The sequence below is a fragment of the Streptomyces sp. CA-111067 genome, assembly GCF_050956065.1.
Taxonomy (GTDB): Bacteria; Actinomycetota; Actinomycetes; order Streptomycetales; family Streptomycetaceae; genus Actinacidiphila.
The window spans coordinates 6,522,696-6,535,825 of record NZ_CP192103.1 but is presented as its reverse complement, the minus strand read 5'-3'; the positions used below and the strand labels follow the sequence as shown (position 1 = coordinate 6,535,825).

12 protein-coding genes and 2 pseudogenes are annotated in these 13,130 nt (G+C 69.6%); 6 read left to right on the top strand and 8 right to left on the bottom strand.

What is annotated here, in order from left to right; translation table 11 throughout:
* Positions 1-39: 39 nt before the first annotated feature.
* The 3 genes from ACQPW6_RS29065 to ACQPW6_RS29055 are packed head-to-tail and all read right to left on the bottom strand — an operon-like array spanning position 40 to position 3,172.
* Complete coding sequence (locus tag ACQPW6_RS29065) at positions 40-918, bottom strand: carbohydrate ABC transporter permease (RefSeq protein ID WP_433892653.1); 879 nt, start codon at positions 916-918, stop codon at positions 40-42.
* Entirely contained in the window at positions 918-1,868 is a 951-nt protein-coding gene (locus ACQPW6_RS29060; protein WP_433892652.1) for a carbohydrate ABC transporter permease, read from the bottom strand. The genes ACQPW6_RS29065 and ACQPW6_RS29060 overlap by 1 nt, the downstream gene beginning before the upstream one ends.
* Positions 1,868-3,172 (bottom strand): ABC transporter substrate-binding protein, encoded by a 1,305-nt coding sequence (locus tag ACQPW6_RS29055; protein WP_433892651.1) that lies wholly within the window; start codon positions 3,170-3,172, stop codon positions 1,868-1,870. Before ACQPW6_RS29055 ends, ACQPW6_RS29060 begins: the two co-directional genes overlap by 1 nt.
* A 153-nt stretch (positions 3,173-3,325) precedes the next feature.
* On the opposite strand from ACQPW6_RS29055, the gene ACQPW6_RS29050 reads away from it, so the two are divergent.
* The 4 genes from ACQPW6_RS29050 to ACQPW6_RS29035 all read left to right on the top strand — a co-directional run bounded on the left by ACQPW6_RS29050 (position 3,326) and on the right by ACQPW6_RS29035 (position 7,416).
* On the top strand, positions 3,326-4,168 hold the full coding sequence (locus ACQPW6_RS29050) for a FadR/GntR family transcriptional regulator (protein WP_433892650.1): 843 nt from the start codon (positions 3,326-3,328) through the stop codon (positions 4,166-4,168).
* Positions 4,165-5,340 (top strand): cellulase-like family protein, encoded by a 1,176-nt coding sequence (locus ACQPW6_RS29045; RefSeq protein WP_433892649.1) that lies wholly within the window; start codon positions 4,165-4,167, stop codon positions 5,338-5,340. The genes ACQPW6_RS29050 and ACQPW6_RS29045 overlap by 4 nt, the downstream gene beginning before the upstream one ends.
* Positions 5,341-5,422: 82 nt before the next feature.
* Positions 5,423-6,571 carry a cellulase-like family protein gene (locus tag ACQPW6_RS29040; protein ID WP_433892648.1) on the top strand — a complete coding sequence of 383 codons (1,149 nt, stop codon included), beginning with the start codon at positions 5,423-5,425 and terminating at the stop codon, positions 6,569-6,571.
* Positions 6,568-7,416 (top strand): SMP-30/gluconolactonase/LRE family protein, encoded by an 849-nt coding sequence (locus ACQPW6_RS29035; protein WP_433892647.1) that lies wholly within the window; start codon positions 6,568-6,570, stop codon positions 7,414-7,416. Before ACQPW6_RS29040 ends, ACQPW6_RS29035 begins: the two co-directional genes overlap by 4 nt.
* On the opposite strand, the pseudogene ACQPW6_RS29030 reads toward ACQPW6_RS29035, so the two are convergent.
* The 3 genes and pseudogenes from ACQPW6_RS29030 to ACQPW6_RS29020 form a co-directional block, all read right to left on the bottom strand.
* Positions 7,404-8,197, bottom strand: a pseudogene (locus ACQPW6_RS29030) (alpha/beta fold hydrolase). The gene ACQPW6_RS29035 and the pseudogene ACQPW6_RS29030 sit on opposite strands and share 13 nt — an antisense overlap.
* A gap of 118 nt (positions 8,198-8,315) precedes the next feature.
* Positions 8,316-8,510, bottom strand: coding sequence for a hypothetical protein (locus tag ACQPW6_RS29025; protein WP_433892646.1), 195 nt, complete (start codon positions 8,508-8,510; stop codon positions 8,316-8,318).
* Positions 8,511-8,712: 202 nt separating this feature from the next.
* Positions 8,713-8,880, bottom strand: coding sequence for a hypothetical protein (locus ACQPW6_RS29020; protein ID WP_433892645.1), 168 nt, complete (start codon positions 8,878-8,880; stop codon positions 8,713-8,715).
* A 101-nt stretch (positions 8,881-8,981) separates the two neighbouring features.
* Between ACQPW6_RS29020 and ACQPW6_RS29015 the strand changes: the two genes are divergently transcribed.
* Together ACQPW6_RS29015 and ACQPW6_RS29010 are read left to right on the top strand one after the other, a co-directional pair.
* The gene (locus ACQPW6_RS29015; protein ID WP_433892644.1) at positions 8,982-9,965 is read left to right on the top strand and encodes an AbfB domain-containing protein; all 984 of its coding nucleotides are present in this window, start codon (positions 8,982-8,984) and stop codon (positions 9,963-9,965) included.
* 12 nt (positions 9,966-9,977) lie between these two features.
* A pseudogene (locus tag ACQPW6_RS29010) lies at positions 9,978-10,331 on the top strand (ricin-type beta-trefoil lectin domain protein); the annotation flags it as partial.
* A 262-nt stretch (positions 10,332-10,593) separates the two neighbouring features.
* On the opposite strand, the gene ACQPW6_RS29005 reads toward ACQPW6_RS29010, so the two are convergent.
* Positions 10,594-11,043 (bottom strand): hypothetical protein, encoded by a 450-nt coding sequence (locus tag ACQPW6_RS29005; protein WP_433892643.1) that lies wholly within the window; start codon positions 11,041-11,043, stop codon positions 10,594-10,596.
* Complete coding sequence (locus ACQPW6_RS29000) at positions 11,040-13,058, bottom strand: integrase (RefSeq protein WP_433892642.1); 2,019 nt, start codon at positions 13,056-13,058, stop codon at positions 11,040-11,042. The genes ACQPW6_RS29005 and ACQPW6_RS29000 overlap by 4 nt, the downstream gene beginning before the upstream one ends.
* Positions 13,059-13,130: the final 72 nt, after the last annotated feature.

Sequence of the window (13,130 nt, the reverse complement as noted above, 5' to 3'; positions counted from 1 at the left end):
CTCCTTGCAGCATGCGGCATGCGGCCGCGGCCAATGCGGTCAGCCCTTGAGGGCGCCGACGGTGAGTCCCTCGATCAGCTGCTTGTTCAGCCCGACGAAGACGGCGATGGTCGGAACGGAGGCGATCAGCGAACCGGCCAGGATGACGCCGTAGTCGGCGGTGTAGGCGCCGCTGAGCGAGTTCAGGCCGAGCGGCAGGGTGAACTTGCCGCTGTCGGACAGCACGATCAGCGGCCAGAGGAAGTTGTTGTAGCTGGCCAGGAAGTTCCACACGATGAGGGCACCGAGCGCCGGCCGCAGCAGCGGCAGCACGATGCGCAGGAAGATGGCGATCTCCCCCGCGCCGTCGACACGCGCGACCTCCAGCATCTGGTCGGGGATGCTCTGCACGATGAACTGCCGCATCATGAACACCCCGAAGGCCGGGGCGAGTCCCGGCACGATCAGGGCCAGGTAGGAGTTGCCCATGCCGAGTGCGGCGATCTCCACGAACAGCGGGATGACCACCACCGTCATCGGGATCATCATCGAGCTGAACATCACGTCGAAGAGGATCTTCTTGCCGGGGAAGTCGAACTTCGCGAAGGCGTAGCCGCCCATGGTCGAGAAGAGCACCGACAGCACGGTGCTGACGACCGCGACCCACAGGCTCGTCCAGAGCCAGGACGGCAGCGCGATGTCGGAGAAGACGGTGGCGTAGTTGCTCCCGGTGGCGTGCCGGGGCCAGATGCGCGGCGGGATCTCGAATATCTCCGAGATCGTCTTGAACGAGCCGGACAGCGCCCACAGCAGCGGCAGGACGGCGATGACCGCCAGCGCGATCAGCACCAGGTAGAGCAGCGGCCGGCCGAGGCGGTGGCCCGTCCCCGAGCCGGTGCGGGCGCCCGGGGTGGCGCCGGCCTTCCAGGGCACGCTCATCAGCGGTCCTCCCGTCCGATGCCGAAGACGGCCGACGCGAGGCGCATCAGCGCGAAGAGCGCCACGAACAGCAGGAAGCTGGCCGCGGCGGCGTAGCCGAGCTGCTCGCGGGTGAAGGCGGCCCGGTAGATGAAGTTGGCGATGCTCAGGGTGGATTCGCCGGGGCCGCCCTTGGTCAGGATGTACGGCTCCTCGAAGACCTGCGCGGCGCCGATGAAGGAGGTGATGGCCACGAAGGCGGTGATCGGGGTCAGCATGGGCACCGTAACCGAGACGAACCTGCGCACCGTTCCGGCGCCGTCGAGCGCCGCGGCCTCGTGGAGTTCGCGGGGGATGCTCTGCAGGCCGGCCAGGAAGTAGATGACGAGGTAGCCGGTCCACCGCCACACCAGCAGCAGCACGATCATCGCCTTCGCCCAGGTCGGATCGCCCAGCCAGTTGACCGGTTTGATGCCGATGACCGCGTGCAGCACGTTGTTGAGCAGGCCGGCCTGCTGGTCGAAGATGATGTTGAAGATCAGCGCCACGATGACGGGTGACAGCACCATCGGCACGAAGTACGCCAGCCGCAGGGTGTCCCGGCCGCGCAGTCCGCGGGCGTTCAGCCCGGTGGCGATCAGCAGGGCGAGCGGGACGATGACCAGGATGCTGGCGCCGATGTACCAGAGCGTGTTCTCCACCGCGGTGTGGAAGCTGGTGTCGCCCAGCAGGGCACGGTAGTTGCGCAGGCCCACCCACTGCATCGGCCCGATCCCGGTCCAGCTGTGCAGGCTGATCCACAGCGCGAACGCGGTCGGGACGAGCAGGAAGGCGAGGTAGCAGAAGTAGAAGGGGGTCAGGAAGAGGTACGGCGTCAGCACCCGGCGGCGTCCCGGCCGGGCGCTCGGTGCGGCGGCGGTCCTACCTGCGGTGGTGAGCGGCGGCACCGCGGCCCGCGCGGTCGAGGTCATCAGACCGCCTTCATCTGGGTGCGGATGGACGATGCGGCGCTTCTGACGGCGTCCGCCGGTGAGGTCTTGCCCCGCAGCGCGTCGCTGAGCGCGACCGCCAGCTGGCTGGACATCACGTCCCAGTACGGTCCCGTGACCATCGTGGGCGCCTGCGCGACGATGTCGCCGAAGAGCTCGAAGGGGCGCTGGCCGCCGAGGTAGTCGTCCTCGTAGGCCAGCAGCCGCGGGTCCTTCCAGGCCGCTTTCATCGTCGGCAGGTAGTGCGCGGTGAGGAAGCGCTGCACCTGCCCCTCGGTCGTCGCGTAGGCGGCGGTGAGCAGTTCCAGTGCGGCCTGGGTGTTGCGCTGGTCCTTCGCGACACCGAAGCCGGTGCCGCCCCACACGCTGGTGGGACCGCCGCGGGGAAAGCGGGGCAGCCGCCGCATGCGCCAGCGGCCCTTCTGCTGGGGGGCGTTGAGCCGCAGCACGAACGGCGCGAACCAGTCGGGCATGAAGTACCCGGCGATCTTGTCCTGGTTCAGGGCCGAGGCGGCCGCGGCCCCGAAGAAGTCGTTGAAGAGTGCGAACGCCCCGGTTCTGACGCCGCGCACCAGGGTCTGCAGCGCGCTGACGGCTTCGCTTGACTCCAGCCGCAGGCTGCCGTCCGTGCCGAAGAACTCGCCGCCCTGCTGGAGCAGCATCATCGCCATCCAGGTGATGTCGTTGTTGCCGACCGCGCCCAGCGATATGCCGTGGCTGCGGTTCGCGGCGGCGCCGATCGAGATCAGTTCGTCCCAGCTGCCGAAGTCGGTGGGAAGCCGGTACTTGGCGAACAGGTCCTCGCGGTAGAAGTAGACGCCGAGGCACATGTCCGACTCCAGGCCGTACACGGCCCCCTGCGAGGTGTAGGGCGCCAGGCGGGCCGGGTAGAAGCGCTCCCGCAGCCCGGGGACGGCCTTGGCGAGGTCGACCAGCAGGTAGCGCGCGATGTCCTGCCGCTGCAGCCGGGAGAACTGGGTGATCTCAAGACCCGGCAGGTCGGGCAGCCGGCTGTGCGACATGGAGGACGTCAGCAGCTTGGTGACGACCTGGTCGGGCGCCTCGATGAGGGAACTGGTGCGGTAGCGGAAGCGTCCGGGCGTCTTGCTGAGCTTGGCGGCCCAACCGGAGAAGTAGGTCGCGTAGTTGGGGTCGTTGGTCGCGACCTGGAGGGAGACGGACCCGCCTGCGGCCGGGGCCGCGGTCTGCCGGCCGCAGGCGGCCAGACCCAGGGACAGGCAGGACAGGCCGGTCATCGCCAGGAGTTGTCGGCGCGAAGTGCTCATCGGGGCTCCTCCTCAACGGGAGCACGGGGATACCGAGCAGCGAATTCATACGATGTTCTGCTGATCGTGACAGCGGATGGTGTAACTGTCTAGACTCCGGATGGCAGAACACGCAGACCGCGGTGTTCCGCGATCGGCACAGGGGAGCGGCGAGTGACTCAGTCAGGACGGGCCGAACCGGGCAGGGACCGCCGCCCGGCAGTGCCCCAGGGTGGCGCCGCCGGCCCGGCGGCGCCGAGCACCGCCATCGGCCGGCCGCCCCGGCTCGGCGTTGTGCTCATGGCCGAGCTCGTCGGCCGGATCGCCGACGGCCGGATCCCGGGCGGCTCGCTGCTGCCGACGGAGGCGGAGCTGCAGGAGGAGTTCTCGGTCAGCAGGACCGCACTGCGCGAAGGACTGAAAGCCGTCGAGGAGCGCGGGATGATCGAGATCCGGCAGGGCCGCGGCGCCGTCGTACGGCCCACCGCCGAATGGAACCTGCTCGACCAGCACGTCCTGACCGCGATGCTCGACCGACATCCCACGCCGGAGATCTTCGAGCAGCTGATGGACGTCCGGATGATGCTCGAACCCGAACTGGCCAGGCTCGCTGCGCACTCGATGGACGAACAGGAGCTGGCCGCGATGCGTGAGCTGCTGGAGCGGAGCGCCGGCCGACTGGACGACCCGGACCGCTTCCTCGAAGAGGACGTCCGCTTCCACCAGTTGATCGTGGACGCCTCGGGCAACTGGATCGCCCGGGCGATCATGGCGAAGATCGAGCAGCCGCTGCGTTCCGGGCGGCGCCTGACCAACACGATCCCGCACGCGCTCGAACAGGCCCAGGGCGCACACCTGCTGATCTACCAGCGCCTGCTGGCCGCCGACGCGGAAGGCGCCGGACGGGCCATGACCGACCATCTGAGCTGGTCCCGGGAGCAGTTGCTCAGCCGCTGGACCCGGGACGACGAACCGAGGACCGCCACCGGAACACCCCAGGAGGGCGACCGCACATGACCCAGACCCCAGAGCCCGCCGCGCGACCGGTCCCCCCGCCGCGCCGACGCGCGATCACCATGTGGGACTTCTCCTGGCTGCTGCGCCGGGACCACGACGAGAACGAGTACGCCGACGTCGACGCCGTTCTCGACCAGCTCGCCGAACGCGGCTACGACGTCGTACGGATCGACGCCTTCCCGCACTGGATCGCCGCCGACGACCGCGGGGTGCGCGTCGAGGATGTCCAGGCGCTACCGCAGACCGACACCTTCATGTGGGGCAACCACCGGCCGGTCACCGTGCAACCGCGCGCCGCGCTGCTGGACTTCCTCACCGGGCTGCGGGCCCGGGGGCTGACCGCCGCGCTCTCCACGTGGTTCACCCCCGACGCCACCGGCCGCTCCGAGCAGGTGCGCACACCCGGCGACCTGGCGCGCGTGTGGACCGAGACGCTCGACACCATCCGCGACGCGGGTCTTCTCGACACCGTCGAATGGGTGGACCTGTGCAACGAATGGCCCCTGTTCGTGCCGTCCCTGCACCGGGCGGTGTGCCCGGCGGAGGACGACGCCGCCGACGGGAAGTACCGCTCCTGGACCGACGCCGAGGTCGCCCGCGCCGACACCTTCGCCGACGCCGTGCGCCGCACCAAGGCGGCCCACCCGACCGTGCCGATCACGCTCTCCTACTGCACCCGCGGTTCGGAACTGCCCTCGGCCGACGACTGCATGCGCCTGGACACCGCCGCGTACGATTTCACAGAGCTGCACCTGTGGCTGTCGTCCGTGCAGGAGTTCGTCGACGAGACGTCGTTCCCGAACGCCTACCGCGAAACGTCGCAACTGGCCGTGCACCAGCGGCAGGTCACCGCGCTCCTCGACCGCCGGTCCGGGCAGTGGACGGGCGAGCTCGCCGGTTTGATGGACCGCTGGAAGGCCTGGGCGGACGAGCGCGGGCTGCCGGTGTGGACCACCGAGTGCTGGGCCAGCGTCTTCTGGAACCCCGAACTCCCCGAGGCCGGCCCCGACCCGTGGAGGTTCGTGCGCGAGTCGGCGGAGACGGCCGTCCCCATGGCGGTCGAGAAGGGCTGGACCGGCATCGCCACCAGCAACTTCTCCCAGCCCCACCACGCCGGGATGTGGGCGGACGCGGCCTGGCACCGGCGGATGAACGACATCGTCCACGGCTGACCCGCACCAGCACCGGCTCTCCGGCGCACCCGCCCGCGCCCCACCTCCACCCGAGAACCGTCACCGAGGAAGTGAGACCACTGTGCCAGCTCCCCGCGCCGTAACCATGTGGGACTTCTCCTGGCTGCTGCGCCGGGACCACGACGAGAACGAGTACGCCGACGTAGACGCCGTACTCGACCAGCTCGCCGAACGCGGCTACGACGTCGTACGGATCGACGCCTTCCCGCACTGGATCGCCGCCGACCGCGACGGCCGCCAGGCCGAGGAGATCGTCGCCGAACCCCAGCCGCCCGGCTTCATGTGGGGCAACCACACGCAGGTCGCCGTCGAACCACGGGCAGCACTCCTGGAGTTCCTGGCCGGGCTGCGCCGCCGCGGCATCCAGGCGGGCCTGTCCACCTGGTTCACCCCCGACACCACCCGCCGCTCGGAACACGTCGCCACCCCGGCCGACCTGGCCCGGATCTGGACCGAGACGCTGGCCGTCGTGCGGGACGCCGGCCTGCTCGACGCCGTCGCGTACGTCGACCTGTGCAACGAGTGGCCCGGATGGGCGCCGGGCATCAGCCGGGAGGTCTTCGGCGAGCGCGACGGGCAGGAGGCGCCGCCCGAGCCGTTCACCGAGGAGCAACTGCGGCGGATCGACGGCTACCAGGAGTCGCTGGAGGAGGTGAAGAAGCACTTCGCCGGCATCCCGGTCACCTTCTCCTTCTTCCTGCGCGGCGCCACCCCGCCGCTGAGCACCGACATGATGCGGCTGTCCACCACCTCCTTCGACTTTGCCGAGCCGCACCTGTGGCTGTCCTCGGGATGCCCGGACTTCATCGCCCGCACCGCCTACGTCGACGACTACTCGCCCGACGTCCGCAACCTGACCGGGCACCAGCACCTGGTGCACGCGCGCTACGCCGCCGAGCGGACCGCGTATCTGGCCGAACTCGGCGGCCTGCTCGACGCGTGGCGGGACTGGGCGGCCGGGCGCGGCCTTCCGCTGTGGACCACCGAGGGCTGGGCGTCGATCGGGTGGTCCCCCGACCTGGTCCCCGGCTGGGACGGCTGGGAGTACGTCAAGGACGTCGGCGCGGCGGCCGTCGCGATGGCCCTGGAGCGGGGATGGCAGGGTGTGTGCACCAGCAACTTCTCCCAGCCCCACCACACGGGCATGTGGGCGGACGCCGCATGGCACCGGGAGCAGACCGGCAGGATCAGGGAGGGCCGCACGGCATGAGCAGAGCCGAGCAGTTGACGGAGGCGGCGGCAGCGCACGGCGAGGGGCCGGTGTGGTGGCCGGACTGGGGCGGCCTGCGCTGGGTCGACATGCTGGCCGGGGACATCCTGCACCTCGACGCGTCGGGCCGGGTGCACCGGCGGCACATCGGCGCTGTCGCGGCGGCCCTGCGCCCGCGTAGCGCCGGCGGCATGGTCGTGGCGACCGAGCACGGCTTCGTCCTCACCGACCCCGAAGGGGAGCCGGTGGCCACGACCGCGGTGCTGACCGACCCGGCCGTGCGGTTCAACGACGGCGGCTGCGACCCGGACGGCAACTTCTACTGCGGCACCATGGCGTACGCGGAGACGCCGCGCGCCGGCGCCCTGTACCGGCTGCGCCCCGACGGCGGGACCGAAACCGTCCTGCGGGACGTCACCATCTCCAACGGCCTGGCCTGGAGCCCCGACGGCACCACCGCGTACTACGTCGACTCCCCGACCCGTCGTATCGACGTGTTCGACTACGACACGCTCACCGGCCTGCACGACCGCCGCCCCTTCGCCGAGGTGACGGGCACGGCGGGAGCGCCCGACGGACTGACCGTCGACGCGGAGGGCGGTGTTTGGGTGGCCCTTTGGGACGGGGCCGCCGTGCGCCGCTACGGCCCCGGCGGCACCCTCGACGAGGTCATCGACCTCCCGGTAGGCAAGGTCACCTCGTGCGCCTTCGGCGGCCCGGACCTGGCCGACCTGTTCATGACCACCTCGCGCCACGGCGAGACGTGCCCTCCGTCCGCCGCCGGCGCCGTTTTCCACACCCGCCCCGGCGTCCGAGGCCTGCTCCCGCTTCCCTACGCAGGCTGACCTTTCCGGTGGTGTTCTGACGGGTCGGCCGGTGCGCTCAGCTGCGGGCAGTGCCCTGTCGCCTCCAGAGCCACCAGCCGGCTACCGGGGATGACGTCGCGGACGTAGGCGCCGACCCGGGGGGCGATCACGTCCTGCCGGCACTCCAGGATCAGCGTCGGCACCGTCACCGTCTTGAGGTCCTCGCGGCTGTCGGACACAAACGTCGTACGGGCGAAGACGCGGGCCATGTCCGGATCGGTCGCGCAGAACGAGGCCGGCAGCTCCTGCCGAGCTCCGGCCTGTCAACGTTGCCCATGATGACCGGCGCCATCGCCGCAGACCGGCCCAGATAGTTCGACTCCAGCGACTCCAGCAGCTCGTCGATGTCCTCGGCGCTGAACCCACCCCGGTAAACCTCGTCGTCGATGTAGCGGGGCGAGGGCGTGACCATTACCAGACGTGAGATGCGCCGCGGCGCCTTCGGCGCCGCGAGCACCCCCACCATCGCACTGACCGAATGCCCCACGAACGTGACGTCCCGCAGCTCCAGCTCCTCGCAGACCTCCAGCACGGCAAGCGCGTATCCCTCCAAGGAGCTATACCGCCGCTCGTCCCAGGCCGACGGGTCCGCCCAGCCCGAGCCCACGTAGTCAAAGAGCACCACCCGGTAGCTCTCCGCCAGCGTGGGGACCACCAGACGCCACATGTTCTGGTCACAGCTGAACCCGTGCGCCAGCAGGAGCACCGGCGCGTCAGCACGACCGGTGACGATGACGTTGTTCCTGCGACGGATATCCATACCGCCAGTTTCCCACCCCCAACCCCAGGCAGGGGCCCGGCCCGGCGGCCTACGACTGCCGTACTCGGCGAGACAAGACACCACTTCACAACTTCGTGGAAAGTCCAAGATCACCGGCTTAGCGCCAGCCACGGTTCCAGTCGATGCCCGTCGCGGCGGAGAAGAACACCTCCTGCGCATCGGTGGCCCGCAGCCCGAGCATCACCGCTGCCCCACCCAGCGCGGCGGTGACCCGGTGCACCCACTCGGTGATGATCAGCACGTAGGCGCCGGCGAAGACCGCCAGCGCCACCCACGCCTGCCAGCCGCTCACCGCCCCCACCCGCCGTCGTTCCGCGGATCCGCCTGAACGGGAGTTTCGTCTTCGAAAGCGGCATGCTCGACCAGGGTTTCTGGCCCGACGGGATCTACACCGCGCCCACCGACGACGCGCAGAAGTCCGACATCGCGCAGCAGAAGTGCTGGGGCTTCAACCTGATCCGCAAGCATATCAAGGTCGAGCCCCAGCGCTGGTACTACTGGGCCGACAAGCTCGGCATGCTGGTGTGGCAGGACATGCCCGCCATGGCCAACAGCCCGGATGCCGCGGGCGCCACGCAGTGGGTGAACGAGTTCCAGGCGATGGTCGACCAGCGTCTCAGCTCCCCGTCGATCGTCATGTGGGTCGATGAGAACGAGGACATGGGCTACTACGACCCGGCGGGTGTGGCCACCACGGTCAAGGGCTGGGACCCCAGCCGACTGGTGGAGAACATGAGCGGCGTGAACTGCTGCGGCACAGACGGTGGCAACGGCGACGTGCTGGATTACCACACACCCGGGGCCGGATTCCCCGGCCGACCACTACCTGCGCCACCAGAGCGGCCTGGCGGTCACCTCCACCGTCAGTTCCGATCTGGACAGGCGGGACGCCACCTTCATCGTCCGGGCCGGCCTGGCCAACGCGGCCTGCTACTCCTTCGAGTCCTACAACTACCCTGGCGACTACCTGCACCAGACCGGCTCCCGGGTCGACAAGGCGCCCAACGACGGCACCTCGACCTTCGCAGGCGACGCCACCTTCTGCCCCGCCCTGGGCAACACCGGCAGCGGTGTCTCGCTGCTGTCCTGGAGCCAGCCGGGCAAGTCCCTGCGCAACAGCGGCGGCCAGGTCTGGATCAGCCAGGAGGGCGGTGGCACCAACCCGGCCCACCAGGACAACGCGACCGGCTACATGGCCGACACCACCTGGAACGTCACCGCCCCGCTGGCCACCGGCACCCCCGCGCCGGCGGCCGGCAGGACCGGCGCCGTGAAGTCCGGGCTGGCCGGCAAGTGCGTCGACGTGCCCACCGGCAACACCGCCAACGGCACCGCGGTGACGCTCTACGACTGCAACGGCGGCACCAACCAGACGTGGACCGCCTACTCCGACGGGTCGCTGCACGCGCTCGGCAAGTGCCTGGACGCCACCGGCGGCGGCACCGCCAACGCCACCCGGATGGAGCTGTGGGACTGCAACGGCGGGGCGAACCAGCAGTGGCGGCCCTACAACGGTGCGTACCGCAACCCCGTTTCCAATCGCTGCCTGGACGACTCCGGCGCGACCACCGCCAACAGCACCCAACTCGAGCTGTGGGACTGCAACGGCACCGTCGCCCAGGTGTGGTCGCTGCCGGGGGTCACCCCGGCGCCCGGCGCCTCGGGCGCGATCAGGTCCGCGATCGCGGGCAAGTGCGCCGACGTGACGGGCGGCAGCACCCCCAACGGCACCGCGGTCGAGCTGTAGGACTGCAATGGCGGCAGCAACCAGACCTGGTCCGTCTACACCGACCGCACGGTCCGCGCTCTGGGCAAGTGCCTGGAGACGGCCGGCTCCGCCGTCGGTAACAACACCCGGATCCAGCTGTCGGACTGCACCAATGCTCCCAACCAGCAATGGGCGTCCTACAACGGCGGTTACCGCAACCCGGTCTCCGGCCGCTGCCTGGACGACCCGGGCAGCACCAGCAACAACGGCGCGGTGCTCGACTTGTGGGACTGCAACGGCAGCTCCCGCCAGCACTGGTCCCAGCCCGGCGCAGCCGCACCTTCGGTTACCACGTCCGCGGCGCGCGGTGCCGACCGGCCGGTGACCACCTCCACCGACCGGTAAGGCGGTCCCCGACCCTGCCCCAGCCGTGCGTGGCGCCCTCCGGAGCGGCACCACGCACGGCCCTCCCCCAGGGCGTCGCGCCGGCCAAACCGTCCGGGTTCGCTGTCCGGCGCGGCGTCGATCAGCGCACCGTGCGCCGCGCTCGCCGTGCCGCTATGGACCCGCGCCCTGGACGGCACGGCGGCCCCGAGGGTGGCGATCCACGTTTGCGTTGATCGTAGGTTGCGTCATTCGCGTGCGCGTGGAAGCGCCAGAATCAGCCTCATCCGGAGCCTCGTCCTTTACCGGATACCCCTCGTCGCGGCGCCGGCAGTCGGGCGACGCTTCCGGACTGCCTGAGTTCCTCCGCCTGGTGGAGTTCCAGACTCAGTTCGGCGATGATCCGTCGCAGTGTGCCACCAGCGGCCCGCTCCTTCGCGAGTTCCTCGGTGATAGCTGCCAGCTTCTCCTTCGCCTCGGCGTACCTATCGGCCAGTGCCTGCATGGCAGCCGGCGTGGCACTCTGCGCCTTGGCGCGCGCCTGGAACTCCTCCACGAGGTCCTTGTGGTCGCCGTAGGCGACATCGCGCCGGAGTCCGGACTCACGAAGCAGCTCGGAGGCGGTGAGTTTCCCAGAGACCGAGCGCAGGGGCGTGCCGGCCAGGAGGCGACCGGCTGCGGCCCGAAGCACGGCGCGTTCGGCTTCCCGATCCCGCGGACGTCGGCTGGTCATGGGGTCCTTCCCCTGGCGTCAGGGGCGCCGTGTACTTGGTGGCGGTCGATGATCCCCGATAGATGCGCAGCCTGCGCCGCCGCGCGGTCGCGCCGCGGCTTGGGGGTCAGCGGGTCGGCTGCGTCGGCCCGGTGCCGCTCCCGTCGGCGCTGCACGTCCTTGATGTCACGGTCGGTGTAAGCGAGGTTGGCGCACGAGGATCGGCACTCTGACTCGTCCGGAGTGTCATCGTCTGGGAGCCCGAGTGCGAGTTTGGCTTTGCGGCAGGCGGCTGTGGCCGCACGCCATACGCATGTCATGCCCTGGCCGTGATAGATGGCGGGATCCGTCTGTTCCAGGAGGCGTTGCACGCTACCGGCGCTTGTCACCACTCGGCCTTCGAACGACGCGGTGCGCTCCATGCGAGCCCGGTACTCGTCGGCAGAGGGGCCGCTGACGTGCTCACCGGCTGCGAGGTGCTGGCCGTCCTGTTCGACCTGGTCGATGATGAGCTCGAGTTTCTCCACGGCGATGTCGTGCAGCCAGGAGGGGTCGGCATACCCGGCATAGCTAAGGGTAACTTTTGTGTGAATATGGCCGTATTGTAGTGCGGCTGCGATCAGTCCCCGCGGCTTGCGGACGATGAAGCGGGCCAGGGTGCGGCGGTAGCGGTTGGCGTTGATGCGGCCGGCAGGATCGGCCGGGATGGGGGCACCGCGATCTGCCCTACGGTAGGTGGAGTTGATCCAGGAGATCAGGTCCTGGATGTCGTCGTTCATGGCTCGACCTGTGCGTGCGTTGACCGTGGCGGGACGCCCGCCGTGGGCGCTGATCAGACTTGAGGGAAAGAGCAACGGAAGATCGTGCAGCTCCTCCAGGAGGCCGATGGCAGCGTGCACCACATCCACGACGACCCACGGACGCAGGGGCTCGGAAGCGTCCGGCTGGTCGGGGACGCGGTCGAAGCCCTTGCCGCGGAAGCCATGGACCAGGAGCTCACCTGTCTGTTCGTCGGTATCACGGCAGCCCCGGCGCAGATTGAGAACCTCGCCGGGGCGCATTCCGGAGAGGTAGCAGACCGCCGTGAACAGTGCGGCTGACAGCAGCCGTACCAGGGTGGGGAGTTCCCCGATGGCGATGGGGTGCTCACGCCAGGGCCGGCCATGGATCTGTCCGGTGATGCGGCCGACACCGGAGAAGTGAGCGACTGGCAGACCGCTGTCGACGAGGAGATCCAGCATGGCCGCGGACACTCCTTGGCGGTGCGCCTTCGGGATGCCCATGAGTCGTTTGATGTGCCCATAGTTGATACCTCCCCCGTCGTGGCCGGGCAGGGCGATGCCTTGTTGACGACAGTACGAGAGGTACGCGCAAAGCCGTTCCTCCCGTGTACCGGTGTACCGGATCTGCGAGATGTGCCTCCCGGCCTCCAGTTGCTGGTATTCGTGCCAGGCGTCGCGGATGTCGGGGCCGACTTCCTCGATCATCACCAGGGCCCAGGCCAAGAGGGCTTCCATGGTGTCGTCGGCGATGCGGGGGGTCTTGTTCTCGCGTCCCGCCCCTGCCGGCGCTCCGACGACCTCTTTGGCGGTCTGGCCTGCCCAGGGGAAGTCGCAGTCGAGGCGGCACTGGGCGGGCATGTGCTCGCTGAAGAGCCACAGCAGGCGTACCGCGGTGATCAGGTCCGACTTTCGGCGGCCGTCGCGGTCCAGGCTCAGAACGTAAGGGCGGAAGCTCTCCAGGTCGGCGTCGCGTACCTCGGAAAGGTCGCGGCACCCCTGCTCGTCCAGCCAGAGCGCCAGGACTCGCATGTCGATGACCCAGTAGGGGAAGCTGCCGACGCTGGCCTGCTCGGCGGCGCGCTGCCGCCCGCCCGGCTCGACCGGGACGGGGTGGTCCAGGGCGGCCAGGAAGAACGTACGGAAATGCTGACGCAGCGCGGCGGGGAAGGTGGACCAGGAGATGGCCGAGATCTGCAGGTGCGCGTCACGGTGGGCCGACTGGACATGCCATTGCTCGTCTCCGAATCGCGACATGCGCGAGGGCGGAGTACCGATCCGTACTGGTCGGTTGCGGAGGATGAGGACGTCGTTGGCAGGCCAGAGCGC

What these genes read in the sequence shown, in the direction of transcription:
- ACQPW6_RS29065 (WP_433892653.1), bottom strand. Translation starts at nt 918, where the DNA reads ATGAGCGTGCCCTGGAAGGCCGGCGCCACCCCGGGCGCCCGCACCGGC.
- ACQPW6_RS29060 (WP_433892652.1), bottom strand. Translation starts at nt 1,868, where the DNA reads ATGACCTCGACCGCGCGGGCCGCGGTGCCGCCGCTCACCACCGCAGGT.
- ACQPW6_RS29055 (WP_433892651.1), bottom strand. Translation starts at nt 3,172, where the DNA reads ATGAGCACTTCGCGCCGACAACTCCTGGCGATGACCGGCCTGTCCTGC.
- ACQPW6_RS29045 (WP_433892649.1), top strand. Translation starts at nt 4,165, where the DNA reads ATGACCCAGACCCCAGAGCCCGCCGCGCGACCGGTCCCCCCGCCGCGC.
- ACQPW6_RS29035 (WP_433892647.1), top strand. Translation starts at nt 6,568, where the DNA reads ATGAGCAGAGCCGAGCAGTTGACGGAGGCGGCGGCAGCGCACGGCGAG.
- ACQPW6_RS29020 (WP_433892645.1), bottom strand. Translation starts at nt 8,880, where the DNA reads ATGTCCTCGTTCTCATCGACCCACATGACGATCGACGGGGAGCTGAGA.
- ACQPW6_RS29005 (WP_433892643.1), bottom strand. Translation starts at nt 11,043, where the DNA reads ATGACCAGCCGACGTCCGCGGGATCGGGAAGCCGAACGCGCCGTGCTT.
- ACQPW6_RS29000 (WP_433892642.1), bottom strand. Translation starts at nt 13,058, where the DNA reads ATGTCGCGATTCGGAGACGAGCAATGGCATGTCCAGTCGGCCCACCGT.